The organism is Paenibacillus sp. 79R4 (assembly GCF_013393165.1).
Classification (GTDB): Bacteria; Bacillota; Bacilli; order Paenibacillales; family Paenibacillaceae; genus Fontibacillus.
The window spans coordinates 273,455-298,210 of the sequence record NZ_QJOT01000007.1 but is presented as its reverse complement, the minus strand read 5'-3'; the positions used below and the strand labels follow the sequence as shown (position 1 = coordinate 298,210).

The 24,756-nt window shown below is 43.5% G+C and carries 27 protein-coding genes and 1 pseudogene; 10 read left to right on the top strand and 18 right to left on the bottom strand.

Annotation, left to right across the window (positions count from 1 at the left end; translation table 11 throughout):
- Nucleotides 1–9: 9 nt before the first annotated feature.
- The 4 genes and pseudogenes from DMN77_RS12520 to DMN77_RS12505 all read right to left on the bottom strand — a co-directional run bounded on the left by DMN77_RS12520 (nucleotide 10) and on the right by DMN77_RS12505 (nucleotide 3,814).
- A pseudogene (locus tag DMN77_RS12520) lies at nucleotides 10–622 on the bottom strand (MSMEG_1061 family FMN-dependent PPOX-type flavoprotein).
- A gap of 418 nt (nucleotides 623–1,040) precedes the next feature.
- Nucleotides 1,041–1,544, bottom strand: a complete 504-nt coding sequence (locus DMN77_RS12515) for a GNAT family N-acetyltransferase (RefSeq protein WP_068780262.1) — start codon at nucleotides 1,542–1,544, stop codon at nucleotides 1,041–1,043.
- 300 nt (nucleotides 1,545–1,844) lie between these two features.
- Nucleotides 1,845–2,915 carry a polysaccharide deacetylase family protein gene (locus tag DMN77_RS12510; protein ID WP_179015227.1) on the bottom strand — a complete coding sequence of 357 codons (1,071 nt, stop codon included), beginning with the start codon at nucleotides 2,913–2,915 and terminating at the stop codon, nucleotides 1,845–1,847.
- Between the two features lie 251 nt (nucleotides 2,916–3,166).
- Nucleotides 3,167–3,814, bottom strand: coding sequence for a FusB/FusC family EF-G-binding protein (locus DMN77_RS12505; RefSeq protein WP_179015219.1), 648 nt, complete (start codon nucleotides 3,812–3,814; stop codon nucleotides 3,167–3,169).
- Between the two features lie 356 nt (nucleotides 3,815–4,170).
- Between DMN77_RS12505 and udk the strand changes: the two genes are divergently transcribed.
- Both udk and DMN77_RS12495 read left to right on the top strand, forming a co-directional pair.
- Nucleotides 4,171–4,803, top strand: coding sequence for a uridine kinase (gene udk / locus DMN77_RS12500; RefSeq protein WP_068780259.1), 633 nt, complete (start codon nucleotides 4,171–4,173; stop codon nucleotides 4,801–4,803).
- Nucleotides 4,804–4,923: 120 nt separating this feature from the next.
- Nucleotides 4,924–5,340: a VOC family protein gene (locus DMN77_RS12495; protein ID WP_179015218.1), complete on the top strand. Its 417-nt coding sequence runs from the start codon at nucleotides 4,924–4,926 to the stop codon at nucleotides 5,338–5,340.
- Nucleotides 5,341–5,423: 83 nt separating this feature from the next.
- Here DMN77_RS12495 and DMN77_RS12490 read toward each other — a convergent pair whose 3' ends face one another.
- The 6 genes from DMN77_RS12490 to DMN77_RS12465 all read right to left on the bottom strand — a co-directional run bounded on the left by DMN77_RS12490 (nucleotide 5,424) and on the right by DMN77_RS12465 (nucleotide 9,125).
- A complete protein-coding gene (locus DMN77_RS12490) occupies nucleotides 5,424–6,023 on the bottom strand; it encodes a YdeI/OmpD-associated family protein (RefSeq protein ID WP_179015216.1) in 600 nt (199 codons plus the stop codon).
- A 319-nt stretch (nucleotides 6,024–6,342) separates the two neighbouring features.
- Complete coding sequence (locus DMN77_RS23915; protein ID WP_256872363.1) at nucleotides 6,343–6,618, bottom strand: GNAT family N-acetyltransferase; 276 nt, start codon at nucleotides 6,616–6,618, stop codon at nucleotides 6,343–6,345.
- Nucleotides 6,619–6,643: 25 nt separating this feature from the next.
- Nucleotides 6,644–7,450 carry an aminoglycoside phosphotransferase family protein gene (locus tag DMN77_RS12480; RefSeq protein ID WP_372775832.1) on the bottom strand — a complete coding sequence of 269 codons (807 nt, stop codon included), beginning with the start codon at nucleotides 7,448–7,450 and terminating at the stop codon, nucleotides 6,644–6,646.
- 89 nt (nucleotides 7,451–7,539) lie between these two features.
- Nucleotides 7,540–8,070: a hypothetical protein gene (locus DMN77_RS12475; protein WP_068780255.1), complete on the bottom strand. Its 531-nt coding sequence runs from the start codon at nucleotides 8,068–8,070 to the stop codon at nucleotides 7,540–7,542.
- Between the two features lie 111 nt (nucleotides 8,071–8,181).
- On the bottom strand, nucleotides 8,182–8,427 hold the full coding sequence (locus tag DMN77_RS12470; protein WP_068780254.1) for a hypothetical protein: 246 nt from the start codon (nucleotides 8,425–8,427) through the stop codon (nucleotides 8,182–8,184).
- A 167-nt stretch (nucleotides 8,428–8,594) separates the two neighbouring features.
- Entirely contained in the window at nucleotides 8,595–9,125 is a 531-nt protein-coding gene (locus DMN77_RS12465) for a GNAT family N-acetyltransferase (protein ID WP_179015213.1), read from the bottom strand.
- Nucleotides 9,126–9,558: 433 nt separating this feature from the next.
- Between DMN77_RS12465 and DMN77_RS12460 the strand changes: the two genes are divergently transcribed.
- The 5 genes from DMN77_RS12460 (at nucleotide 9,559) to DMN77_RS12440 (ending at nucleotide 14,317) form a co-directional block, all read left to right on the top strand.
- The gene (locus DMN77_RS12460; RefSeq protein WP_179015212.1) at nucleotides 9,559–10,248 is read left to right on the top strand and encodes a response regulator transcription factor; all 690 of its coding nucleotides are present in this window, start codon (nucleotides 9,559–9,561) and stop codon (nucleotides 10,246–10,248) included.
- Between the two features lie 31 nt (nucleotides 10,249–10,279).
- Nucleotides 10,280–11,530 carry a sensor histidine kinase gene (locus DMN77_RS12455; protein ID WP_256872362.1) on the top strand — a complete coding sequence of 417 codons (1,251 nt, stop codon included), beginning with the start codon at nucleotides 10,280–10,282 and terminating at the stop codon, nucleotides 11,528–11,530.
- Between the two features lie 148 nt (nucleotides 11,531–11,678).
- The gene (locus DMN77_RS12450) at nucleotides 11,679–12,062 is read left to right on the top strand and encodes a hypothetical protein (protein ID WP_068780250.1); all 384 of its coding nucleotides are present in this window, start codon (nucleotides 11,679–11,681) and stop codon (nucleotides 12,060–12,062) included.
- A 24-nt stretch (nucleotides 12,063–12,086) separates the two neighbouring features.
- Complete coding sequence (locus DMN77_RS12445) at nucleotides 12,087–13,634, top strand: ABC transporter permease (protein WP_179015209.1); 1,548 nt, start codon at nucleotides 12,087–12,089, stop codon at nucleotides 13,632–13,634.
- A gap of 11 nt (nucleotides 13,635–13,645) precedes the next feature.
- Entirely contained in the window at nucleotides 13,646–14,317 is a 672-nt protein-coding gene (locus tag DMN77_RS12440) for an ABC transporter ATP-binding protein (protein ID WP_068780248.1), read from the top strand.
- A 266-nt stretch (nucleotides 14,318–14,583) separates the two neighbouring features.
- Here DMN77_RS12440 and DMN77_RS12435 read toward each other — a convergent pair whose 3' ends face one another.
- Nucleotides 14,584–15,384 carry an inositol monophosphatase family protein gene (locus tag DMN77_RS12435; RefSeq protein ID WP_179015207.1) on the bottom strand — a complete coding sequence of 267 codons (801 nt, stop codon included), beginning with the start codon at nucleotides 15,382–15,384 and terminating at the stop codon, nucleotides 14,584–14,586.
- A gap of 498 nt (nucleotides 15,385–15,882) precedes the next feature.
- On the opposite strand from DMN77_RS12435, the gene DMN77_RS12430 reads away from it, so the two are divergent.
- On the top strand, nucleotides 15,883–17,265 hold the full coding sequence (locus tag DMN77_RS12430; RefSeq protein ID WP_068780246.1) for an ADP-ribosylglycohydrolase family protein: 1,383 nt from the start codon (nucleotides 15,883–15,885) through the stop codon (nucleotides 17,263–17,265).
- Nucleotides 17,266–17,445: 180 nt separating this feature from the next.
- Nucleotides 17,446–18,294 (top strand): AraC family transcriptional regulator, encoded by an 849-nt coding sequence (locus DMN77_RS12425; protein ID WP_179015205.1) that lies wholly within the window; start codon nucleotides 17,446–17,448, stop codon nucleotides 18,292–18,294.
- 227 nt (nucleotides 18,295–18,521) lie between these two features.
- On the opposite strand, the gene DMN77_RS12420 is transcribed toward DMN77_RS12425, so the two are convergent.
- The 5 genes from DMN77_RS12420 to DMN77_RS12400 form a co-directional block, all read right to left on the bottom strand.
- Nucleotides 18,522–19,277, bottom strand: coding sequence for an ABC transporter permease (locus tag DMN77_RS12420; RefSeq protein WP_068780244.1), 756 nt, complete (start codon nucleotides 19,275–19,277; stop codon nucleotides 18,522–18,524).
- A complete protein-coding gene (locus DMN77_RS12415) occupies nucleotides 19,271–20,047 on the bottom strand; it encodes an ABC transporter ATP-binding protein (RefSeq protein WP_179015204.1) in 777 nt (258 codons plus the stop codon). Before DMN77_RS12415 ends, DMN77_RS12420 begins: the two co-directional genes overlap by 7 nt.
- Entirely contained in the window at nucleotides 20,028–21,011 is a 984-nt protein-coding gene (locus tag DMN77_RS12410) for an ABC transporter substrate-binding protein (protein ID WP_179015197.1), read from the bottom strand. Before DMN77_RS12410 ends, DMN77_RS12415 begins: the two co-directional genes overlap by 20 nt.
- A gap of 463 nt (nucleotides 21,012–21,474) precedes the next feature.
- Nucleotides 21,475–21,828, bottom strand: a complete 354-nt coding sequence (locus tag DMN77_RS12405) for a VOC family protein (RefSeq protein WP_068780241.1) — start codon at nucleotides 21,826–21,828, stop codon at nucleotides 21,475–21,477.
- Between the two features lie 96 nt (nucleotides 21,829–21,924).
- Nucleotides 21,925–22,410 (bottom strand): hypothetical protein, encoded by a 486-nt coding sequence (locus DMN77_RS12400; protein WP_179015190.1) that lies wholly within the window; start codon nucleotides 22,408–22,410, stop codon nucleotides 21,925–21,927.
- Nucleotides 22,411–22,749: 339 nt separating this feature from the next.
- Here DMN77_RS12400 and DMN77_RS12395 point away from each other — a divergent pair, with 339 nt between their 5' ends.
- The gene (locus tag DMN77_RS12395) at nucleotides 22,750–23,094 is read left to right on the top strand and encodes a nitrous oxide-stimulated promoter family protein (RefSeq protein ID WP_068780239.1); all 345 of its coding nucleotides are present in this window, start codon (nucleotides 22,750–22,752) and stop codon (nucleotides 23,092–23,094) included.
- Between the two features lie 283 nt (nucleotides 23,095–23,377).
- Here the strand turns inward: DMN77_RS12395 and DMN77_RS12390 are convergent, their stop codons facing one another.
- Together DMN77_RS12390 and DMN77_RS12385 are read right to left on the bottom strand one after the other, a co-directional pair.
- Nucleotides 23,378–23,743 carry a DUF4180 domain-containing protein gene (locus DMN77_RS12390; protein WP_179015274.1) on the bottom strand — a complete coding sequence of 122 codons (366 nt, stop codon included), beginning with the start codon at nucleotides 23,741–23,743 and terminating at the stop codon, nucleotides 23,378–23,380.
- 67 nt (nucleotides 23,744–23,810) lie between these two features.
- Entirely contained in the window at nucleotides 23,811–24,230 is a 420-nt protein-coding gene (locus DMN77_RS12385) for a GNAT family N-acetyltransferase (RefSeq protein ID WP_068780238.1), read from the bottom strand.
- Nucleotides 24,231–24,756: the final 526 nt, after the last annotated feature.

Below are 24,756 nucleotides of genomic sequence, written 5' to 3'. Positions count from 1 at the left end.
TCTCTTCTCTTAGCTCTCCGCTAATCCTTTCCGTATAACCTCTTCAGTATATTCAGATGAGTTCACATGATCCTTTAATATAGCCAAAACCGACGGCAAAGCGTCGTCCATAGCCCACGACCGGATATCCCACACCTTGGACCGCTTAAAGGCTTTAGCACAATGAATGAAGCATTCCTCAACCTCTACCCCAATCCCTAATAGGGGCTGCTTATCTCTGGATTTCATTTGTCCTAGAATGTACTTATCCTTGATTACGAAGGCTTTCCCATTAATTTTAAGCGTCTCTTCTAACCCGGGAATAAGAAATATTAGGCCGATTCTGGAGTTTAACAAAATATTCCTTAAAGAATCGATTCTACGATTGCCTGGCCGCTCAGGAATCACTAAGTGTTGCTCATCTATGACTAGAACCGATCCAGGAGCATCCCCCCGCGGAGATACATCACAAAACCCTTGATCATCCGCAGTGGACATAAATTAATGGGGACATAGCAATAAAATTTTGGCAATGAGCATCCAGGTGTTGTATGGCTTTCTTTTTAACAATCTCACTGGGATGACCTATGAGCTCTCTAATCTCATCTTCTGAAGACAGGATTTCTTTAAAAGGGTTCTGCATACCAGCACCTCTATTCATTGCATATTCTTTCCTCCCTAAAGCTAAGATTCCTCAGCTAATTTCTCATACATAACTTCATCCGCTAATACATATTTCGCTTTTTGATATGTTTTTTGGGCCCTAACATTGCTTTGTCCTGTTAATACCGTGATATGCTTGACCCCGATTTGGAGCAAGTTTTCTTCTAACAAGCGAATGATTTGCGGGGTCGTTCCACTCCACTAAATTTGTAATTTAATTCAACTAACGATAAACAGTCTTCTGAAGTTGCTAGTCGTACAGCATTTGTTATCAATTACTCTGTCCCACCTTATCCTTTTCTTTCCCCTTAATATCAGTCTGACGAAATAGATAGATTAATAAAGAAATTATAAGTAGTATTGTTACTGGCGAAGTTCATTTATATTCCAAATTTCTTTTATATCTTAAGTGATTTTCTGTAATAGTGTTTGTTATCTTCATCCACATCCATAGACTTCTCGAACCCAACCCTACTCCAGAACCTTTCGTTGGCTTCGTTGGTCGGTGTTAATTCAATATATAAAGCACCTTCATTCCTAACAAGCTGTTCAGCTTGCAAATAAGCCAGCTTGCCATACCCATGGTTGCGGTATTTAGGTTCGATATAGTATTCCATTAAAAAGCATTTTCCACCTTCATCAAAATAAGTGACATACATTAAAAAACCAATCAAAGCCGCTTCTTGTATAAAATAGATTTTTAGTGGGTTTATATCTCTACTTCTTAGTTCCTCAATTACATCTCTATATTCATCAGAGTAAAAGTAGTCCACATCAAACTCACTCCCTATAGTTGCGTTAAGAGAAAGTTCATTAATATAATCATTAAATAACTCCCAAAAGAAAGCTACGTCAGATTCTTTATCTACAATAGACAGCTCTAGCTTTAGATTATTACTCATTTCTTTTCTTCCCCCTCTAGTCAGCTCAACAATTCTCTTCTCTCGCAAGTTTCGGCCCAGCTTAAACCCACACTTTTCCTATACAATATTTCTGCGTGATTTCTATAATTACTAAATAAACCTCTTATAATTAACTATCAATATCCCTAATGAAAATAAAACACCCCAGCCTAAGATAGCTCTTATCCTAGGCTGGGGTGTGTGTTGTCTGAGCTTTCCCCTGATTATACAACTAATAACCATAAAGGGGAAAGCCTGCATCCGTTCCATGACTATAAAATTGCCTTACCATTTCACGCTTTAGCTAATCTCTAAATAATCGATATACACATCCCATGTCCCATTATCCGCTGTTACGACAAGCTCAATTTGCTGATTACCTGTACCATGACTGACATTGCTCAGAGTGTAAACCGCAGGATTAGTTCCGCCAAAATAGAAGGTCCCCTTCGTCTGTCCGCCTATTTTCAAGTCGACCCTGGCCATATTAGAGTTATTGGAAGCACCTCGGAGTGAGAAATGATGAGTTCCGCTCGTGAAATTTTGCGTGTACTTGACCGAGTCTCCATTGGCGTATAGAGCTACTCCGCTGAACGGAGAACTGATATTCCCCGTATACTGACCACTCTTCGTCATGCTCTCTGCTTCTACTCTCGTCGTATTGCCTGGAGGATTCGTATTACCGCCTCCGTCAGGTGCCACTGCCCGGCCAGTTGACGTAGAGATCATGCCGGAGCAAAGACCACGACTCTTGAGATTCTGCGCAATTTGCGGGATCGCCTGGAGCGTTGTCTGGTACTGGTCATGCATCAGGATTACATCTCCGTTCTGCATCGTGCCTACAGCAGCTACGATTTGGGCGGTCGAGGCACCGTTCCAGTCCTGGGAATCAACATTCCACAGCACTTCAGTAAGACCGTTTTGCTGTTCGATGGATTTCAAGGTAGCATTCGTCTCGCCATAAGGTGGGCGGAACAGCTTTGGTGCCGTTCCCGTAGCCGACTGGATGGCCTGCTGAGTTCGGGTAATTTCCGATGACATTTGCGAAGTGCTCAATGTAGTCATATGCGGATGCGTATAGGAGTGGTTGCCGACCCACATCCCTGCGGTCACCTGAGCCTGGACTAAAGAAGGGTAGCTTTGCGCATTTTGTCCCATGTTGAACATCGTTGCACGTAGACCATTCTGCTTCAGTGCATTGAGCAAATTTGTCGTATTGCTTGGATTTGGACCATCATCGTACGTCAGACCAACGTAACCATTCGGACAGTTAGCATCAGCTGCACTAGCTGCTGGCAACATAGGGATCGAGAACAGACTGCTAAAGAGCCCAAGGGTCGCTACTACTTTTACGATCTTTGCTTTGAACATTAGAACATTCCTCCTTTTTATTTAGGTGCAGTTAGACTGACCTGTTGGGATCTAGCAGCTAGCCGGAGCGATCTACGAGTCTGTGATAAAATGTTCTACTTAGAAGATAATGTAAGCGATTACAAATAATATATTAGCAAATAATTCCTATATATTCCAATTAACAAAATAAAGATTATACCGTCAAAAGTATAGGTTTTGTTATCAAAAAAAAGGCTGCCATTAAAGGCAGCCTTACGTCGGTTCATATGTTATTTAGTGGCCGAGAGAATGAATTTCTCCAACGGCCCTGTATTGGTAATTCGGTGATTACACTCTTGGTTCTCCAGGCAGACATAATGCCCCATGAACGAAAGATTATCCGGCGAAGAATGAGCAGGCTTCGTCTTGACCGAAAAGAAGGCAAGCTCTTGGTGCCGATTGCAGAACAGGCAGTATCCCTTCTTGTGGATCGGTGTAATTCTTCCCTCAATACCGATAAACCTTCCCTCGAATGGATATACCATAAATAACTTGTTCGTGGCAATATCCGCCCAGCTCAAATAGGTTAAATATCGAAAGTCGATAGCATTCAGGTCCGGTAATTTCAACTTCTTATTCTTAGGAAACAGCTTCTGGATCTGCTTCGGCGTAATCTGCGGAAAAGGCTCCAGGTAAGGTTCCAAAGCGCTTAGATAGCTCTTGAAGTCACTTGCCGAGTCCAGGGCCGATATCTGTACCAGCATCTGCTTCTGATCCTCTGTCAGTGAAGGAAATGCTTCAACAATGTTCGTTACAGCACTGTACCTTACGGTTTCCAGGACACTCCGATCCGCAACCGTTTGCAATGTTTTCTGAAGAAATTCCGCTTGTTTCTTAATCATATTATACTGATGGTTTCTAATAAATGGTGCACTCATAGCTTTCAGCCCCTTATTGTAATTTGAAGAATAAGGTGCAAAGCCTGTATTAGAAACGATGATGTTAAGTATGGGCGATCAAACTCATATTATCGCGCCCCACGCAAAGTATCGCCCCAGATCAGGCTTTGCATGAGTCCTTCCTAGCTAACGAGCAATTCAGCATTGCCACCGATATAACCCCCAATCCTGATTCATATGCAAATTATAGCAGTGATTTCTGTGAAGAGCAATTTATAACCCTTGTTTCACTTTTATGTACATATGTGTCGTTTCATGGTGAAAAAATAAGTCCGCTATGCTACAATATAAAAATTGTACAAGCTCATAGGACTAGGGAGGATTTTTGAATAAACATGCTGATTATTGGTATTTCCGGTGGCACCGGATCAGGTAAAACGACGGTTGCCCATTCCGTGATTGATCGACTTGGTTCGGACAAGGTAACCTTTATTTCCCAAGATAACTACTACAAAGATAATCCCCATCTAAGCTTTGCAGAGCGCGAGAAGATTAATTATGATCATCCCTTCGCCTTTGATACCGAGCTCATGATTGAACATATTCAAGCTTTGGCGGAAGGCAAGATTGCCTACGCCCCTGTATATGACTTCACGGTTCATGCCCGTTCAAAAACACAAACCCTTGAACTGAAGCCTAATCACATTATGATCCTCGAAGGCCTTCACATCCTGTCCGATGAGAATCTCAGAGCCATATTGGACATTAAAGTGTTCGTCGATACGGACCCTGATGTACGCATACTTCGCCGGGTGGTTCGAGATATTGAGGAGCGCGGTCGCTCCATTCGCTCCGTACATGATCAATACTTAAGTACGGTCAAACCGATGCATGAAGCTTTTATTGAGCCTTCCAAAAAATACGCCGACCTCATTATTCCCGAAGGCGGACATAATGAAGTAGGCATTCAATTGCTCACCACGCTGACTGAGAAATACTTACACAGCGGAGAGAATTTTAACTGTTAGACGGAAGCAGGCCTTAAACCATAGTAATCTATTTTGATTTCATCGGTTCACATGGTACAATTTTGAAGTCAATCGATGTTTCTGATTTATAAATTGAATCCATGACGGGGAGTGAAGTTAGTGGCTGTTGAGGTCTATCTGTATTTCAATGGAAACTGTCGTGAAGCAGTAGAGTATTATGCACAAATATTCGAAACCGAGAAACCGCAATTTATGGCTTACGGTGACAACCCACCTAACCCTGAATATTCACTTCCTGAAGCAGCCAAAAACTTAATCATGCACTCACGACTGAACATCAATGGCAGTAATGTCATGTTCTCAGACGTTTTTCCCGGTTCGCCATTTACGGTTGGGAATAACATTAGTCTTGCTTATGTCAGCAAAGATATCGATCAGGTCAAACAGTTATTTAACAAGCTGCAAGATGGCGGCTCGGTGAAAATGGAGCTGCAAGAGACATTCTGGAGCAAGTGTTATGGCAACCTGCGAGACAAGTTCGGCATTGAATGGCAAATGAGCTATGAAAGCGAGTAATGGTTGATCCGAAGACGCTAAATAATAAAGGATATAGATCCTCTCTTCTTAGAGAACATCTATATCCTTTTTTTCATAAACGGTTACCGATCATTCAATCCTTTGCCCTCAAGAATTTGCTGTGTATACTTATCTACTCTGGACTCTCGAGTTTTGGATTGCTTGGGCGCAGCGAAGAACATGATGTAAGCCTTTTGCCGTCCCGGAGTTAATGCCTCAAAGGCCGTTTTCAAGGCAGGATCTCCGTCTAGTCTATTTTGAAATTCTACAGGACTTTCGAATTCTGTTTCTTTTTTAAATTCGATTTTCAAGCCGGCCTTTTCCACCTCAATGGCTGCATGGATATAATTTTTCAGGATCGCTTCCATCTCAACGATTTCTTGAGCATTCGTGAACCGAATCTGCCGTGCCGCCTGTACATTCTCCGTTTGTTGAATCAAAATCCCTTGAGGATCCTGCAACAAAGCTCCTTTATGGAAAAGTAGGGCACAATATTCTTTGAATCCATGGATTAACACTATATTTTTCTTCTCAAATGTATAACAAGGATGCATCCATTTGAACTCTTCGTCCAGGCCACAGTCAAGAACGATATTTCTCAGCTTCTCATATTCTTCCTTCCACTTTTTCGACTTGCCCATAAATGCATCAACCTTGGGATTCGTTTCTTTTTTCTCTGTCATGTTAGCTGCCCCCTAATTTCCCCTTGAAACTATCTATTTGTATTTTACCCTAAAGGAAAATTATTTAAAATTTCTATTTGCCCATCGAGCTTTCTTTCAATGATCGCCCTTGAATTGACATAAAACATAATAAATATCCTCCTCTAAGAGCCCGTTCTAATTAATATTCCAGCTTATACACCACTTCGCCATCGATCACTCGTCCATCGGCCCGGAAGCCTAATTGTTCATATAAATGTCTTGCTCCAACATTCGTGGGTTCAAAGCTGATGTAGATCATCTGATGCTGAAGATCTGCTTTGATTCGTTCAATAAGCAGCTACATAGCAGCCTTTCCGTAACCTTTTGACTGATGCGCAGCATCTATCATTAAGCGATAAATCCAATATTCCTGATCCTCCTGATCAATGCAATACATTGTAAAGCCCACAAGTACCTCATCCTGATTAATAGCCAGGCAGATACACTCCGGGTATGCCTTAGCCTGTGCAAGCGAAAATAAATTGGACGCAACGAACTCTTTCTGCTCGTCGCTTACACTCAGCTTAATGACATCATAAAAATTATCCCGATCTATTTCCCTAAGTGCGATCATAGATGTTCCCCCGTTCTTAATCTTATTAGTTCCACCAATCATCAAAATGCTGTTCCAGAAAGCTGACCTCACTCAGGTAATGTGCTAAATGACCTTCTTCAACTAATCTCACGAAGGCCATATCACCGGATTCCGCTCGTTCGGATAAGGTCGTACACATCAACTTCATCCGAGAGATGACCCACTGTTTAAGATCGATCGGCACAGCTAACCCGTAAGATTTAAAAAACAAATCTATGCGTCTCCTTCTTAACGCTGCATGTTCCTCTCTCTCATACTGCACGACTGCTCGATCCTTATTATTAGGTGCGAACGAGGCTAGCGGAATAGATGTATACAACGTGTAGGCGATATCCCATATGCGCGGTCCCGGTCCTGACATATCAAAGTCAATGAGGCCAATTGGATGATTGTCCTTAAATACAATGTTATACAATGCCGCATCGTTATGGCAGACAACCTCATGTAAAGACCGTTCCGGGTACTCATTTGCAGAGCGTACGGATGCCATAAATCCTACGGTTGCATTGTGATAATTTCTTAACAGTTTGGCCAGCTCAGCCAACGTATCATCTGACCACATATACGGTTCGATATCAGGATAATCATTTCCGGGAACAACGCCTTCAAGGAATGAGAGGATCTCACGTCCTTCCTCATCAATCCCGATATATCTGGGCGAGCTGGGGTATCCTGCTTGTTCAAGATGCATTAGCAACTCATGTACATACGGATCAGGTGAAGCAACCGCTCGGCGAACGGTCCCGCCTACCTTTACGACCTTATTTATATTTCCTCCACTCAGGACTTCCTCAGGCTCTGGCAAGTTCATCCCCCTTTTCGGTTCATCTTTATCATTTAAACGAGCTCTTTCTACTTGAGTTGAGCCAGTATAGGTTTAGGTAATTGTTCGCTGCCGCCTTACAAAGCAAGATACCGACTCAACCCTAATATGGCGAAGCAGAACAGTACAGTGCCGGCACCAATCCCCGTTATCGCGCTATTTGCAACACTCCATTTTTTGGATAGCCAGAATGAAATAAATACGACTGCAATAAGGAGAATCCCTAAAATGTTCAGGCTTGAATCTTTAAATACATCCTTGAGCCAGAAAAAATGAATTCCCACAATCAACGCAATCCACGGGGCTACATAATCACTTCTTTTTAGTCTAATCATCAGAAATGCGCCAACACCCGCAAGGAGAAATTCAATAATCACAAATATCAAGTAACTTCTAAATGAACTCGTATCTGACAATGCCGAAGCCTCATTCCAATTGATAATACTCAAGTAAACTCCAACCAGGCAGACTACAAGGGCAATCCCGCTGGCGATCCCAATATATAATCTCCAGCTCTTTCGGGGCTTCTCCTGAGCCCACCCAAACCACATAAAGCTGAACATTCCGAAAATCGCCATGTACATCGTATAGTCCCGTAGATATTCCATATTATCAATCCCTCCTAATACGTTATAAAAATAACCCAGCCCTAGACAAACTTATCTTAGGCTGGGTCATGTTGTGAGTTTTGCTGATTGCAGCACTCCGGTCACTACGGTTTATTTCGCTGATTTTCCATCTTTCTCATTTCCGCGCTTAAAATTCCCCGTCAATTTAGCCATGACTAGCTGGGTTTCCAGATGATCCTTACCGTCTATAGATTTTAAGAACTTCTCACTGGCCTTACCGGTAAGTATGGATACTTGCTTTCCTTTCCAATAAATAAACACCTTTTTGTCTTTCGTCGTTTTATAAGTGAATACTTCCTCTTCACCGAGGCGATTCCGTTTATCGATATTATTCATGTAATCACCTCATAATTATTAGCTTTTTGTTTGCAATGTTTGAAATAAGCAGTTATGAGCCCTATTAGATATACGATCAGTAAGAACGAAATGACGAACTACCCATGGTCCCCCTCTTTCATTACAGCAATGACTGTAATCTTTGCTTTCCATGAAATAATCCCTTCTTATACCTGCGTTTCCTCTACCATCACCTTAAATCTGAGAACCATTAAATCTTCATCATCATATTGATTCTCGTATTTAAGAGCATTTCGTTCTTGACCATAAATTTCAAATCCTAAAGACATATACAATTTTTTGGCAGGGTTATTATTAGAGATCACTGTTAGGTTTAATTGTTCTACTCCCTCCATTTCTCTCGCCTTTCTGATGACTTCACCCATGAGTTCTTTTCCTAACCCAATTCCCCTTTTTTCCGGAACTACATACATGCCGTAAATGTTGCCTTTATGCCGAGTCTTCATACCTGTCTCACGCACAAAGACTACAACTCCAAATAAATTGCCGTGATCTCCAAATGCACCTAATACAAACTTATCCATACTGGGTTTTATTCTTTCAGCTACCATCTCAAGAGAAAATTTCTCTTCGCGGTCATAAGTGGAGCCAAAGGCACTCGGATCCTTCCTTAAGCCATCCAATCGAACTTGCTGATACATCTGCGCATCTGATTCCTGCAAGACCCTGATTTTCAATACCCTTCCCTCCAAACTTTAACGGCTTATTAGCTTTTGCTTACCTCCATACCTCACTCCGCCTAGACGCTTACATTATGTTACATCCGCTTCATAGATTTGACTTGTATGATTCCACGGATGGTATGCCTCTCCGATCTCTTCCAGTTGTAAAACCTATTCGGGTAACCGAAAGATGGGTAAATAAACAAATTTTATGAATAACATACTCATTATATTAAATTTCACTCCAGGATAGATGGTTATAAATGAACTTTCCATACTTTTTTTCTTTCCCAAGTTTCACCTCTCCTGATGATAGCCAGAGGGGGTATTCCTGCAACGCAGAGATGGGCTCACAGAAATGAAATAGATCAAAACCTCTTTAGCAAAATTAAGGTTAATTAAAGGTTGCGTTGCTAAGATAGAGAAGAACAAGGAGGTAGGTATCTGCGTGAGAGTACTGATCGTAGAAGATGAGACACATTTGGCTGAAGCCGTGGCACAGGTTCTCAAGAAGAACCATTATTCCGTCGATTTGGCCCATGATGGAGAATATGGGCTGGATTGCGCAATATCAGCGATTTATGACTTCATTATACTTGACATTATGCTTCCCAAAATAGACGGCATAACGATACTAAAAGAAATCAGAAAGCAAGGGATGTCTGTTCCGGTCGTTCTTCTAACAGCGAAGGGAGAGACCGAGGATACCGTAAACGGGCTGGATAGCGGTGCAGATGATTATATGGCCAAATCCTTTAGGTCCGAGGAGCTTCTTGCTCGTCTTCGTGCCCTTAGCCGCCGGAAAGGCAAGCTGATCCAAGAAGGGATATTGGCTTATGGAGACATTAACCTCTATCCTAATTCTCTCGAATTATTTTGCGACAATAAGTCGTACAAGCTCACCTTAAAAGAATTTCAGCTATTAGAGCTGCTTATTAACATGAGAGGCCTGGTAGTGTCCAAGAACACCATTATTGAAAAGCTGTGGGGGTACGATGGCGAAGCCGAAGATAATAATGTGGAGGTTTATATCTCGTTCTTGCGCAAGAAATTGAGTCATATTCAATCTGAGACCTCAATTCATACGATGCGCGGTGTCGGCTACGTGTTGAAATCACAGGGGGATAGACATGTTTAAGAGATTGCGGAACAAATTTATGATCCTGAACATGACCATCATTACAGTCGTTATGATCTCAGCCTTCGCTGCCATTTACATGATAACTTACAGTAATATCCAGAAGGAAAATCAAATCAAACTAACCAATATCGCTGTATCCCCTCTTAGGATAAATTCGTTGGTAAAATCAGACGAGTACAATAACAGCGGCAGGGTATTTGTCGGGAAAATACCAAATGATTATTCCTCCACTTTTAGCGTATTAGTCGGCAAAGGAAACACTTTGCTGAATGTTCATTCTTATTTGGATTTAACCGAAGAAACCTATGCAAAGGCAACCAAGCTGGCCACCTCTTCAAATAAAGAAAGTGCGGTCATCTCGATCGATGGACAACGCTGGCTTTATAAAATCAATGCCATGAATGCAAATCTTATTATCAAGGGCAAGGGCGGGGTTACTCAAGCGGCCGTGCTTGAACAGATCTATTTCATGGATGTGACCGAGTCGTACAACATACTTTCCCAGCTATTGCTCACCTTTGGCGCCATCAGCCTTGTGATGCTGTTTGTGATTTTCGGTATAAGCCTGTTTTTTGCCCGCCGCGCCATTACACCTGTAGAGATTGCTTATGAGAAACAAAAGCAGTTTATCGCAGATGCTTCTCACGAACTGAAGACACCGATCGCTGTCATTCATGCTAATGCTGATGCCTTGTATGCCAATAAAACGGAGACGATTGAGAGCCAGCAGAAATGGCTGGATTATATCGCAACCGAGACGGATCGGATGGGAAAGCTTGTGAGTGATCTATTGTATCTGGCGAAAACCGACAGCGAGGCTGCAAACAATGAGCTTGTCCCTTTTAATATCAGCCATGTTGTGAACGATGTACTGCTCGCGATGGAAGCCGTTATCTTTGAAAAAGGAATAACCCTTTCACAGCACATTGAGCCCGATCTCATCGTAAACGGAGCTGGTGATAAAATAAAACAAGTCGTTATCATACTGCTTGATAATGCCGTAAAGTACGTTAACGAAAACGGTACAATTGAGGTTGCGCTCAAAAAGTCTCGTAACCACGTCCACTTTTCCGTCAAAAATTCAGGAAACGGCATTCCAAAAGAAAATCTGCCCCGATTATTTGATCGATTTTATCGTATAGACGCTTCAAGAGCCCATGACGGCAGTTATGGCCTGGGACTATCCATTGCAAGAGCTATTATAGAAAATGCAGGCGGCAAAATTCACGTCACAAGTGTTGAAGGAGAAAGCACAACCTTTATTTTTGAATTGGATTAGAGAGAGAATCAACCATACAGAGCTACCATACAGAGCCTTCGGATTATAGTCCGAGGGCTTTTTGTTGCTTGGAGTTACGATTTAAGGTTGGTTAAAGGTTTGTCCTTTTAAATAATCAATATGAATTCTATGAGGAGGAAAATAGATAGTGAAAAAAACTTTAACGAGCGTCATGATCTTTGGACTATCCGGTATTATTCTTGCTTTGGGCGTATGGCAGCTCATCCTGTACATCCCGCCACAGCTTGAAATGCTGGACAATGCCGCCTTGCAGGGCGCTACAGCGGAACAAACATCCGATTACTACTGGCATGATTTCATACCGCAGGTTCTTGCCTATGTCATTACTATCGTTGGTTTTACAGCGGTATTGCTGACCGCCGGCATGCTTCACTTAAGACTTGCTGCGAATCAGCCATCCGATCCTCGTCGTAATATGTCATGGCCATTCCAGCCAAAAGCTTCGGCAGACGACGAACTGGATGAATTCTTTGATGGATTTGAAGTCGTAGATACGGAGCATGGAAAATAAAAAGGGGCAAAGGAGTTTATTAGCATGTTTATTTTACAAAATGCACTCAAAAATTTGATGCGAAACAAAGGTAGAAATCTGATGATCGGTGCGATTATTTTTGTGATCATACTGACAACCGTCGTATCTTTAATCATTAATAATACCTCTGCGGCAGTTATTGCGGACTATAAAGAGCGCTTTGCCTCAGAGGTATATATTACGCCTGACATGCAGAAGGTGATGGAAGACGCGCAGAAAAATTCTACAGACGGCAGGGTAATGATCAAAAAACCTGAGATTCCTTCGGAACAGTTGCTGCAGTTCGCCAATTCGGAATACCTTAAAGAGAGTCTTGCAACGGGTTCGATTATGGCAAACAATGCGGATATACAAGCGATTGACCAAGATGACTCTAATTCGTCGGGAACAGGGTCTACCTCTATTGCTGGTGAAGGCGGTATGATGAGGAGCCCCGGAATGAACGGAAATTATAAGCTCATGGGAGATAGCTGGGAAGAGTTCAACGAGGGACTCAGAAGCCTTGAAAGTGGCAGATTGCCAGAGTCAGACGGCGAAGGGGTGATTAGCGACGAGCTTCGTGACTTAAACAGTCTTGGCCTCGGCGATATAATCACTTTTACAGCTAATATGAGTGTTGATGCCCCCGCTGATATGAGTTCCGACAATGTCCAGGAAGGTGATAAGGTCACCGTAGATGGTATTGAATATACCGCGTCCATCACCGGAATGGGAACCGTTCGCTTACAGCGCGAGGTTACTTACCCCTTAACCGTTGTTGGTGTTTACCATGACCTGACCGATGAATATGCCAATGACAATATGCCTAAATCCGCAGGATTTAATAGACGCAACGAGATTCTGACCACGCTTGATACATTAATCGCCCAGCGCAAGACCAGCGAGACCGGGGTAAATGTAAGTGTAACCTATTATCTGAAAAGTCCCGAGATGCTGGAGCCATTTGAAGCCGAGGTTAGAGCAAAAGGACTTGACGATCTCTTTAATGTAAATACGGACACAGCATCCTATGAAAAAGTAGTAAAACCTGTAGAGGGATTAAAGAGCATTTCCATCACCTTTATGGTCGTGGTTATCATCCTTGGCTCCATTATTTTACTACTGTTAGCTTCGATCTCGATCCGAGAGCGCAAATATGAGATCGGTGTGCTTCGGGCGATGGGGATGAAAAAAGCGAAAGTAGCACTTGGACTCTGGTTTGAAATTTTTACAGTTACCTGTTTATGCCTTGTCATTGGACTAGCAGCAGGCACTGTTGCCGCACAGCCTGTATCTGACATGTTGCTGCAAAATCAAGCTGAGACGGCACAATCAAACGCAGCGCAAGGGGCTATGATGATGGGTCCAGGAGGCATGCAATTAGGCGGTGCGCAATTGGGAGGAGCACAGACGAGTGCGAACCCGTTGTCCGAAATGAAAATTTCACTGGACTTTGTTACGATATCGGAAATTATCGCCATTTCTATTCTGCTGGCTTCATTTGCCGGATTCGTCTCCATCAGTAAGATCACAAAGTATGAGCCGATCAAAATACTTATGGAAAGGAACTAGGTGACAATACAATGAGTGTACTTACGGTAAAAAATGTATTTTACAGATATGAAGGTACGAAGAAAAATGTTCTTAAAGGAGTGAACGCCTCTTTTGAGCCTGGAAAGGTTCATACGATCGTTGGCAAGTCCGGATCCGGCAAGTCAACTTTGCTTTCCTTAATTTCCGGGCTTGATGTATGTACGGATGGAACTATCCTGCATAACGATCAGGACCTGAAAAAGCTAGACCGTGACGAATACAGATCCAAAGGAATTGGCGTGGTATTTCAGAGCTTTAATCTCCTTACCAATGCGACCGCTATTGAGAACATTGTACTTTCCATGAATATCAATGGCAGCTCCGAGAAGGATAAAAAAGCGTATGCCTATGCTTTGCTTGAAAAGGTTGGCATTGACCGAGAAACGGCGGACAGAAAAATACTCAGGTTATCCGGTGGCGAGCAGCAGCGTGTGGGAATTGCCCGGGCAATATCGCATAATCCCGATATTATCATCGCCGACGAGCCGACGGGCAATCTGGATAGCGCGACAGAGGAAGCCATCTTAGATATTTTCACTTCACTTGCTCATCAGGAAGGCAAATGCATCATCATCGTTACACACTCCAAAAAAGTAACCACCATAGCCGATGTCATTTACGGGATGAGTGAGGGGAAACTAGCACAGATGAAGCAAAAATAAAGCTCAAGAGGGATCAAAATATTGACATCCCTATATGTTGACCTGCTATCCGGACACTATTGACCGTTAGCGTTGATTCTTAGAACATTGCCCTTGTAACGGACAATAAGGTCCGTTACAAGGGCATTAGGTCGCGAAAATCGTATTTTTCGCTTCTAATGGTCAAAGTTGTCCCTTAGAAGAGTAAAGTTGATTTTCATTGCTCTAACGGTCCCTTTTGACCGTTTGGTACGTGCGATCCTGTTAGTCAAGGGCATCTCATTCCCTCACTGTAGTCCTTCCCTCACAATATGGAGCAATTCTTCTTTATTATCCGGATGACAGGCTATTACATAAGGTTCCTCTTTCATTCCAGTGAACGGATTCCCATCAAAATCAACAACAATCCCTCCGGCTTCCTTGACCATCAAAAGACCGGAATACAGGTCATCACCTTCAGAATTGTACAGCACTATTCCATCGATATCTCCTTTGGCAAGCATACACCATTGCAGTGTCGGCGCCCATAATCTCATCATTCTTTTAAATTTAAGATCCATGCATTGCCTTAGATTCACTGCTCTTGGGTCATTTTGCACTTTATGTCCTTGAATCCAGCCAATATTTCCTTTGACTATGTTAGGGTTGCTCTGCACTCGCATGGGACGACTATTGCAGAATGCACCTTCTCCAAGAGCAGATACAAATAGACGATCCGTCAATGGCTCATATATCACTCCAAGCACAGGCTCTCTTCTGTACATGAGCGTAATGGATGTCGTAAAAACCGGTAAACCAATAGCGAAATTATTAGTGCCATCTAGAGGATCGATTAACCATAACCACTCGTCATTCGAGCCGATTTCTCCCGCTTCTTCACTATGTATTTGATGACTGGGAAAGGTCTCTCGAATTGGCTTAATGATAATATCCTCACAGATATGATCCACTTCAGTCACCACATCCCCAAACTCATCTTTTGCTCTCAATACGGTAAAATTATCAAACTTGTCTTTAGCCACCCGCCCGGCTTGGCGAATAGTACTTATGGCTAATTGTTTGGCGGCCTGGATTAACTGATCATTCATTTAGCACCTCATATTAGATTTTTATTCGTAGACTTTCAGACACAAAAAGTAGGACGTCCATGACATATAATTGATTTATGCGTAGCTTTTTACAACATATGAATGAGGATGATTGGGAGGATTTTAGAATAACCCCGTTCCCAGCGGTAACTTGAAAGTACTTAGTTCCTTTGGGAATGCCATCCCTACTTGTCAAGTTCCAGCCAAACAGGGCCGATTCCCTGTTCCTTCCACCATGACTCCCCTATATCTCTTTCTATTAAAAGACAAAAAAACAGCCTCAGATAGCTTCTATCCTAGGCTGGGTCCTGTGTTGTCTGAGCTTCTCCAAGCGTACCAGTCTACAGAATGTTATGCAAGCAGAAGCTGCTTTGTGGCCAACTATACTCAGTACGCAAAAAATGAGAATATCGCTTTCATTATTTGAGAAGTCGCAAGCGGCAATGCTGGCTATAATCAGTGATAAAGAAAATTCACCACATTATGGAGGAATCCGTTATGACCAAATGGATTGGACTGCAAGAACTTGTCAGACACGAAATACAGCAGCGTGGGGAAGAAGGCTGCCATGTAACAGGTTTCATGGAACGGCTGGGAGCAGCCGATCAGGATGAAGCCCGAATTATGGAGATCTACCATGAATTAACGGCACTGGAAATAAGTCCTGAATTTAAGTATACCGAGCCATCAGATTTGGAAGCAATTCGCGCTGAACGCCCTGAAGGGCCGCGTATGATTCAGGGTGACTGGCGCAACGAAGTATGGCAAGACAAGTTTTATGGGGCCTGGCTTGGCCGTGCAGCCGGTTGCGCCTTGGGCAAACCCTTGGAGGCTCCACCCTTCATGCAGGGATCAGAAGGCAGACCCGGCTGGCAAAATATTAAGCTCTGGTTCGAAGGCGCCGGGCAGTGGCCGATTCGACACTATACTCCAAGTAAATCGACCGCCGAGTCTCATTATGACATCCATATTGCCCACTGGAGCAGTCTGGCCAGCTGCCGGGAGCATATCCGTTTTATGGAGACGGATGATGATATTCGATACACCGTGCTTGGACTGCTCATGCTTGAGGAGCGTGGTCTAGAATTTAACTCCTGGGATGTTGGCAAGATGTGGCATCGTCGCCTATCCTTCGGTCAGGTGTTCACAGCTGAAGCACAGGCATACCTGAATTTTGCCCGAGTTACTTCGCATATTAGCGGCGATCAGCCCGATGACTGGGAGAAGCATATCCAGTGGGTACGTTCCTATCTGAACCCTTTCCGGGAATGGATCGGTGCTCAAATCCGCGTAGACGGCTATGCATATGGCGCTGCCGGCCGGCCTCAGCTTGCTGCTGAACTTGCTTGGCGCGATGCTTCTTTCTCTCATGTGAAAAATGGGATTTATGGTGCCATGTTCTGCTCTGCCATGATTGCAGCCGCATTCGTTGAGAGCGATGTAAAGCGGATCATTGAGATCGGGTTAAGTGAGATTCCGCAGCGCAGCCGGCTGGCAGAAGATATTAGACTGGCGGTCCAAATTGCTGAAGAAACGCCAGGTCAGCTAGAACTGGTTGAGAAAATTTGGGATGCCTTTAAGCATTATCACTGTGTGCATACGAATAATAATGCCGCATTATGCGCGGCTGCGCTCATTCATTCCGGCGGCAATTTTGAGAAGGGAATCACTACAGCCGTTCTGGGTGGCTGGGACACTGATTGCAATGGCGCCACCGTTGGCTCCATCCTCGGCGCATCGCTTGGAGCGTCTAGGCTGCCTGAAGGCTGGATCAAGCCGCTAAACGATACTTTGTATGCCGATATCAGCGGCTTCCACCCGATCGCCATCTCAGAATGTGCTCAAAGGAGCTATGATGTTTTCCGAAAACTTCAGCAGTAAAATTTATACTGGAGCAATCAGCCAAAGGAGTATTACCTACCCAGCACAAGGACAATGCGAATCTTGGCTTCGTAATCCAGGCTTCCACTATGAACAATCTGGGATAATTGTACAACCACAAGAGCAGCTCTTATTGTATACTTGCCATATACCATGATTAAGATCAGGGGGCGACGGAAAATGAGACTGCATATAACATACGATCACCCAATTCCGATCAATGCTTTCGAATGGACGCCTGCTACGAATCGACAATCGCCCCATATGCATTCAAGTCTGGAAGTTGGCCTCTGCCTATCAGGCAAAGGCTGCTTCTTCTTTGGCAGCAAACGCTATACGGCCAGTCCTGGCGACTTATTTATCGTCAACAACGAGGAACATCATATCGCTCAATCTGACCCGAAGGATCCAAGCCGCTATCTCTTCATTAACTTTGATCCGGCGCTGCTGTTAGCAGAGGAGCCGGGTCTTTTACTGCCCTTCTCTTATCGATCTACTCAATTTCGCAATCATATCACCGGCAGCTCGCCGCTTGCCAGGGAGCTTACGCCCTGGATTCATGTAATAGCGGAGGAGCTTCGTGAGAAATCCCCCGGCTATTTGGCGATGGCGAAAAGCGCGCTTGTCCAGTTATGCGGCCGCCTGCTTAGACATTACAACGAACTGCTCAGTGATGACGAGCGGCAGGCGATGGTACAAACGGTTCGTCACGCGCAATCTTTAGCCGCTTTGGTGGAACGGCGATATCATGAACCGCTGAGTTTGGTGGGGCTGGCGGAGGAGCTGGGCATAAGTGCATCCCGCCTCAGTCGTGCATTTCTGGAAACGACCGGGTACCGCTTCTCTGATTACTTATCTCTGCTACGTGTCCAAGCTGCCAAACGAGCATTGACGGGGACCGATAAGGCAGTCACCAATATTGCCTTTGAATGTGGCTTCCAAAGCCTGCCCACCTTCTATCGCGTTTTCAAAGACATTACCGGGGTATCCCCTGTGACTTATCGTCAATCTATGGGGCTTGGGCAATGAGTAACAACTCCGCAGTTCTTACCATCAAAGGTCAGTTTCTACTATAGGGAATTGAGTCATATTTTCTTCTCCCTTCATTTCAGAAAACTACCTTATAATTGCCAAACGCCCCAGCCATAGATAGCTCTTATCTAAGGCTGGGGCGTTTGTTGTCCACGATTATACAACCTGGTAATCCAGAGGCGGAAGCCCTACAGCGTAAATACGGGATTAGCCGTAAATTTGCCCTACTTCCGCCACTTCATAAATCGGTAATCCAGCAGGTCCACCAGCAGGAACAGAACGAAGCCGACCAGACTAAACAGCAGGATCCCGGCATACATTTGCGGATAATCCAATCTGAGCCATGCATCCATAATAAAGAAGCCCATGCCATGCTCAGTACCATAGATTTCCGTAAAAAACAGAACTGATATAGCTGTACCAAGCGAGATGCGGATCGTGCTGAGGATCACGGACAACGCACCGGGCAAAGTGACATGCCAAAATTTCTGACCAGGCCCTGCGCCAATGCTTGTCAGCACATCATAGGTGTTCGCTGGAATGGCTTTTACCCCGTCCCGTACAGAAATGATAATCTGGAATAGCAGAATCAGCATAATCATAAGAATCTTGGAGGTTTCACCAAGCCCGAAGAAGAGCATAACCACCGGGAGCAGCGCGATCTTGGGCACCGGATACGTTAAATATACCACCGGGTCCAGCAGCTTGTTCCAAAGCGCCGAACGCCCCATCAGAAGTCCGATCAGCAGGCCGACGATCAACGCTAGCAGAATTCCAGCAAAAATCCGCATCAGACTGTAGCCTACATTCAGCACAATATCCCTTCCGCCCAGGTGCCCCATCGCCTGATAGACCTCCAGCGGGCTGGGCAGCATCGGATGATGCACTAGCAGATAAGCTGCATGCCAAACCGCATGCATCCCCAAGAACACTAGCAATAATCTCAAAATATAATTGAGCCGACGTCGTTTATTTACCATTTCTCCTGCATTACCTTTCTGATTCTCTTGATCTGGTCAAAAAAGGCGTCACTGGCCCGCTTCTCCCCATGCTCCAGTCCGAATACCGCCTCATTGTCTATAATCTCCGGTACCTCGCTCTTGCTCGATGGAAGCACGATAATCTTCTGCCCCAGCAGGATGGCCTCATCTACATCATGGGTCACAAACAGCGCTGTGGCAGGATTCGCCTGCCAATGGTCCAGGAACAACTGCTGCAGCACTTCCCTTGTAATAGCATCTAGCGCAGAAAATGGCTCATCCAGCAGCAAAATAGAGGGCATAATCGCAAATGCCCGCGCAATGGCAACCCGCTGCTGCTGCCCCCCGCTTAGCGACAGCGGATAACGGTCCGCCAGCTCCCGGATGCCCATCGCCGACAGCCAGCGATCGATTTGCGTCTCCTGGTACCTCCGATCCTGCCCCTTAGGATGGGCAATCTTCATGGCCACCCTGATATTGGACTTGACTGTCTTCCAGGGCAGGAGACCGTAATTTTGCGGCACCAGACCGATCAAAATGTCCTGCTCGCGCAGAGACTGTCCATTGAACAGCAGCTCGCCCCGAAATTCCGGCAGGAGACCAGACACAGCGCGCAGCAACGTGGATTTTCCGCTCCCGGATGGCCCGAGAATAGTGTAAATCCCGTGCTCCGGCAAGGTGAAATCCACTCTTCCAAGCGCCAGCTCCCCGCTCTTGTATTCAACTTCAAGCTCCTTTACGCACAGTCCGTTATTTCTTGAACTGGACATCGGATATTACCTCTTCGGGGGTGATGTCTTTTGTCAGCAGACCTTGCTCGCGAGCCCAAGCAAATGCCGACTCAACCTCTTTCACATCGACCTGATTAGCTGGAATATAAGCCGGTACCTCAATCTGATCCTTCAAGGTTTCCGGATAGCCCACTTCCTTGATTACCAGGTCAATATAATCCTTCTGATCATGGGATTGCATGTAGGCAACGGCCTCATCATACGCCACATACATAGCACGGATTGCCTCCGGTTTGGCGGCTATTACGCTCTGCGGAAAGGCCAGCACAAACGGATTCACCTGAGCCTGATTCGTGGAGCTAAGCACGCGTAGACCCGACTCTTTTCCCATAGTTACAAATGGCTCAGGCAGGATCGCGGCGTCCGCTTTGTTATTTTTCAGCAGCTCCAGACGGGTTGGAATTTGCGGCACTTCGGTAATGTTAATGTCCTTCTCCGTCAGTCCGGCCTGCTTCAGCATCATGGCAACGGTGTACTGCGTCGAGGTGTTCTTGGAGAGAATCACGGTTTTCCCTTTGAGATCCTTCACTTCCTGAATATCATTATTGCCGGTCAACAGATCAAATTCCCCGAAGGTTGTGCTGGTGATTTTCACATCCAGTCCAGCTTCATTGTAGATCGAGATGGCGACCAGATCGGCGCTTAACCCGTCAATCTTGCCTGCTTGAAAAGCCACATCGCGGTCTTTGGCACTCTTGAATGTCTGGATATTCAGGTTCACTCCGTGCTTCTGATCAAAGCCCTGTTCATGAGCAATAATAAATGGAATGGCATCAATGGATGGCAGAAGACCCAACGACAGCTCCGATATCTCCGATGCTTTACTGCCCGCATTGCCTGTGTTGGCATGATCCGTCTTGCTGTTGCAGGCCACGCCCACTATGCTGATAATAAGCGCTAGTGCTAACAGCATCATAATTCTTCTTGTTGTTTTGATCTTCATGGTTGTCCCATCTCCCCTATGTTTTCTATCTAGAATTGGCATACAATGTGCCTTCTTTTACTTGAGGCAGCTTTCGCAACTTTGCACTTTTATTCACAAATATTGTCGTACATCCTTCATATGCCTGCTAAAAAAACCTCAAGTAATGTTATTTTACATCTATAATTGCATTTTGTATATTTACAAATTTAATTTATTTTCAAAATAAAGGAATCCAGTATCCCTTATAAAGACAAATTATATGTCATATGCCCTGTCCTTTATATTAATTTACCTTTTCAAATACAGTTCCGTTCTCGTCTCTATTCGCTTATAAATCCTTTTCAGTGATCACTAATCCACTAACTTTGGAGTCATTTATAACAAAATCGGCCCCTTGTTCTTATCGATTTAAGAAGTAGGGTTCATGTCTATATTCAGCTTGCTTTTAAAATAAATATAAATAATCGTTTCTCCTACGACTTTATTCTCTATGGGCAAGTATATTAACCAGGTTGTGATATGGGTCTCGGACGTAAAATCTTCGTACACCCCATGGTTCATCTACCGGCCCGTATTCAATATTGAATCCTGCATCCTTCATTCGCGCATAGGCCTCGTCGATGTCATCAACCTCTATGGATAAATCCGGCGTGTTCGTCTCGGAACCCCCCTGGGACGCAAAGCTGATTTGAATGTCCATCCGATCCTTTGAGCCATAGGTTGCTATCCATCCATGGTCCATCAATAGGTCGAGCCCCAAAACTTCTTGATAGAATTTTTTAGCCAGCTCTATATCTTTCGTCTGAATATTGGTCACGATTCGTTTTACCTTCATTTCATACGGTCTCCCTTCTTCTTTTGCTCTCTACTTATCTTATCTATTATTTCTAAATAAACTCGTTCCATTCTATATGTCGTCTGCTACCTCATCCTATATCGTATCCGGACTCGGATTGGCATCAATTCTCTCGATAGGCTGTATCGCTCCATACTTTTCCATCCATTCAACCAGGTCATTAAAATAGCTCTCAAAACTTCCTCTTGCTTGAAATAACCTTTTGGGAGATACAAGCTTTCCATCTTCAGAAATATTTATAGAGTAGTTGCTTAAATCCCGATTAACAATCGTCATATATAAGCAGTTCCTGTAGGTGCCATAGTAAGCACTTCTAATGCCACGAGTGTATGAAACCGAATCCAGGATATTCATCATTTCAGAAATCTGACTCTTATGATTCATTTGCACTAAGTAAGCTGTCGTTTTTCCTTCTGCCAAATAACTAATATAAATCTTATCCATATTCTCTTGAGAGATGATTTGTTGGATTCTTACTGGATAAAAAAAACGGAATACTTCGAAGATGCAGATACTGATAATTATTAATAATACAAGATACCGTAAGCGCAGCTTCTTCAATAAATCCTCTCCTTTTTACAGCAATCTCCGGTCCCCCGTCAAGCTCACCTTGCCTTATGCCATTCCGCTTAAGCTTCCAAAAGCACTTCTCTTGCTTTGATTAACTATGGGTGTAGGAGCTTTAAAGTATTTCACTAATCCCAAATGTGATTAAAATATATTAATATGGCTTTCACGAGGTTTTCTGTGTCATGATCAAAAATATCATTGATATTTTATCATTTCTTCTATTTTCAGATGAATGGAAGCAGGCAAAAGACGGCATATTAGAGAATTAGATGATATGGCTGATGCTTCATATACTTTATTTTTTTACACATCGAAAAGAGGTCTACTTCCATGATTACAGAAGCAAAACAACGACAACTGAATACGGGTCCCAAAATTCAGAAAGAGAAAGAAATTGTTTCGAAAATGATTCGTCTATATTGTATGAAAAAACATCATTATGAAGAGTTATGCGAGGAATGCCAGGACTTAAATCATTATGCTATGAAAAGGCTGTCCCTCTGCCAATTTGGTGAAAATAAGACCGCTTGCGCAAAGTGCCCAATCCATTGCTATAAGCCGGATTATCGTCACCGAATTAAGAAAGTCATGCGCTTCTCAGGTCCATGGATGCTGCTGTATCATCCCATTGAGTCCATAAAGCATATACCATTACCCGGTAAGTTAAGAAAATAAGGCGCAAAAATTATTTCTTATAATAATCAGGGGCCTGAAAGCTAAATATGCCTCAATTTCCCCAGCACCTCTTCCCATCTTGCTTTCATTCCCCCCCCCCTTCAAAGTTGAAGCTCTATCCCCTTGTTCTTTCTTCCATGTTCATCGAAGATTCTGTCTCTCATTCAGCACTCTAAGCTCTCCGGAAATATTTGAATTTTCACAAAAAATGACCCAGCCTTTTGATTGCTCTCATCTTAGGCTGAGTCGTTTGTTGTCCGAGCTTCTGTCATGATTACATAACCTATATCTGGCTTAGTCTATCAATGGCCTGCTGTTCATCAGGTAAGAAGAAAATGTTCTTTCCATGATTACTCTCATATATGAAATCCCTAAGACTTTTACTTGGATAGATGGTGAAATCACCTATGATGGCAGCTTTAGCCTGATAATTGATAAATTTCTGCAGAACCTCTCCTGCAAGGCCTGTTTTCAAGTCGAAAAATTTCTCATCCAGCGCTGATTTGCTCAGAATAAACCGGGCTGCTCCTGTTTGATAATTAATGGTGGCTATCAGATCCAAAGCTGATTGCGTATCATAAATCAACATATCACTACTATCGATAATGGCAATTTCAATTCCGTTTTCGTTGACTGTTCTAATATTCATATCAATTTCCCTCACTCTAGTTTCCATAAAATCACGACTTCTAAAGCTCTCTTCAAGGAGCATTTTGTCATTCATATACTAGAACCCAATACTCCTCCCCGGGGTTTCCTTCTTCAACGACCTTTTTCCATCCGCTTTTCTCATAGAACATTAATGCTCTATGATTTTCAGATACACACTTTAGCCTTACTGGCTTACCCATTTTTTCTATGGCATTCTTAACTAACTGAGTGCCAACCCCTTTGCCGATAAAGTCGGGATGTACAAATAAATTATGAATAAAACGATCAGGTAGATACAAGGATGCGAATCCAAGAATCTGTGAATTTTCCTCAGCCAATAATACGTATTCTTCAATCGTATCCTGATCAAAATCATTTAAAGTCATCTCATCAGCCTTGGCCCAGTGAAAGCTCTGACGCCGTGATTCAAGATATATTTGTCTTAGCTGAGGGTAGTCTGTTTTACTTGCTCCTCTAATAATAATAAGATCAATCCCCTAACTTATTTCTTTATTTTTTAACTCGCTGGTAAGTCTTCAGGCTAATTGGGATATGTCCGATCGCTAATAACAAACTACTGAGCAATAATAAAGGAGAATGCAATACGACTGACGCGCAAATGAAATATAAGACCGGGCTAATGGCTAGAGGTACCGGAATTCCAATCATTGGTGAGAACAATTGCTTGTAATCCCTGCCCAGCCTAAAGTACCGTATCCATCCAATATAATATAGCACCAGAAAGATGAACATTCCAATTAGCGATAGAACTTCGTAGTATTCTTCATGCTGTATCGGTGAAAGGATAGGCGATATGAATACTCCAAGCCTTCCAATACCTTCAGCCATCTTAAAAAGCAAACTTTCTTTATCCTCCATATTATCAGGTAAATTTCTAGGCGGTATCACGAAAAAAAACAGATTAGGCAATAATATAGCCATAGGTATGATTATACTAATAAAATGAAACAATCCAATCTTGCCTCCCTTTTATTGATCAATGGTATACTT

Excerpts from the sequence above, each read along its gene's own strand:
- DMN77_RS12420 (WP_068780244.1), bottom strand. The coding sequence starts at position 19,277 with ATGGTAAATAAACGACGTCGGCTCAATTATATTTTGAGATTATTGCTA.
- DMN77_RS23915 (WP_256872363.1), bottom strand. The coding sequence starts at position 6,618 with ATGATCGCACTTAGGGAAATAGATCGGGATAATTTTTATGATGTCATT.
- DMN77_RS12410 (WP_179015197.1), bottom strand. The coding sequence starts at position 21,011 with ATGAAGATCAAAACAACAAGAAGAATTATGATGCTGTTAGCACTAGCG.
- DMN77_RS12405 (WP_068780241.1), bottom strand. The coding sequence starts at position 21,828 with ATGAAGGTAAAACGAATCGTGACCAATATTCAGACGAAAGATATAGAG.
- DMN77_RS12415 (WP_179015204.1), bottom strand. The coding sequence starts at position 20,047 with ATGTCCAGTTCAAGAAATAACGGACTGTGCGTAAAGGAGCTTGAAGTT.
- DMN77_RS12480 (WP_372775832.1), bottom strand. The coding sequence starts at position 7,450 with ATGAACTTGCCAGAGCCTGAGGAAGTCCTGAGTGGAGGAAATATAAAT.
- DMN77_RS12490 (WP_179015216.1), bottom strand. The coding sequence starts at position 6,023 with ATGACAGAGAAAAAAGAAACGAATCCCAAGGTTGATGCATTTATGGGC.
- udk (WP_068780259.1), top strand. The coding sequence starts at position 4,171 with ATGCTGATTATTGGTATTTCCGGTGGCACCGGATCAGGTAAAACGACG.
- DMN77_RS12515 (WP_068780262.1), bottom strand. The coding sequence starts at position 1,544 with ATGAGTAATAATCTAAAGCTAGAGCTGTCTATTGTAGATAAAGAATCT.
- DMN77_RS12390 (WP_179015274.1), bottom strand. The coding sequence starts at position 23,743 with ATGAATATTAGAACAGTCAACGAAAACGGAATTGAAATTGCCATTATC.
- DMN77_RS12505 (WP_179015219.1), bottom strand. The coding sequence starts at position 3,814 with ATGAGTGCACCATTTATTAGAAACCATCAGTATAATATGATTAAGAAA.
- DMN77_RS12430 (WP_068780246.1), top strand. The coding sequence starts at position 15,883 with ATGACCAAATGGATTGGACTGCAAGAACTTGTCAGACACGAAATACAG.
- DMN77_RS12470 (WP_068780254.1), bottom strand. The coding sequence starts at position 8,427 with ATGAATAATATCGATAAACGGAATCGCCTCGGTGAAGAGGAAGTATTC.
- DMN77_RS12475 (WP_068780255.1), bottom strand. The coding sequence starts at position 8,070 with ATGGAATATCTACGGGACTATACGATGTACATGGCGATTTTCGGAATG.
- DMN77_RS12425 (WP_179015205.1), top strand. The coding sequence starts at position 17,446 with ATGAGACTGCATATAACATACGATCACCCAATTCCGATCAATGCTTTC.
- DMN77_RS12440 (WP_068780248.1), top strand. The coding sequence starts at position 13,646 with ATGAGTGTACTTACGGTAAAAAATGTATTTTACAGATATGAAGGTACG.
- DMN77_RS12445 (WP_179015209.1), top strand. The coding sequence starts at position 12,087 with ATGTTTATTTTACAAAATGCACTCAAAAATTTGATGCGAAACAAAGGT.
- DMN77_RS12435 (WP_179015207.1), bottom strand. The coding sequence starts at position 15,384 with ATGAATGATCAGTTAATCCAGGCCGCCAAACAATTAGCCATAAGTACT.
- DMN77_RS12395 (WP_068780239.1), top strand. The coding sequence starts at position 22,750 with ATGATTACAGAAGCAAAACAACGACAACTGAATACGGGTCCCAAAATT.
- DMN77_RS12455 (WP_256872362.1), top strand. The coding sequence starts at position 10,280 with ATGACCATCATTACAGTCGTTATGATCTCAGCCTTCGCTGCCATTTAC.
- DMN77_RS12510 (WP_179015227.1), bottom strand. The coding sequence starts at position 2,915 with ATGTTCAAAGCAAAGATCGTAAAAGTAGTAGCGACCCTTGGGCTCTTT.